Origin of the sequence: Flavobacterium suzhouense (genome assembly GCF_042684765.1) — a bacterium.
In the GTDB taxonomy this organism is placed as follows: Bacteria; Bacteroidota; Bacteroidia; order Flavobacteriales; family Flavobacteriaceae; genus Flavobacterium; species Flavobacterium suzhouense.
Map to the genome: position 1 here is coordinate 1 of NZ_JBHUMD010000023.1, position 328 is coordinate 328.

Consider the following 328-nt stretch of genomic DNA (forward strand, 5'->3'; position numbering starts at 1 on the left):
TGAGCACCTGTTGCGCCAGTAGCACCCTGAGCACCTGTTGCGCCTTGGGCACCTGTAGCACCCTGAGCACCTGTTGCGCCTTGAGCTCCAGTAGCACCTTGAGCACCTGTTGCGCCTTGGGCACCTGTAGCACCCTGAGCACCTGTTGCGCCAGTAGCACCCTGAGCACCTGTTGCGCCTTGGGCACCTGTAGCACCCTGAGCACCTGTTGCGCCTTGAGCTCCAGTAGCACCCTGAGCACCTGTTGCACCTTGAGCACCTGTTGCGCCTTGGGCACCTGTAGCACCCTGAGCACCTGTTGCGCCAGTAGCACCCTGAGCACCTGTTG

The 328-nt window shown here is 61.9% G+C and carries 1 protein-coding gene; it reads right to left on the bottom strand.

From position 1 onward, the window contains the following. On the bottom strand, nucleotides 1-328 hold a 328-nt coding region (locus ACFSR3_RS09450), incomplete at both ends, for a hypothetical protein (protein WP_379820755.1).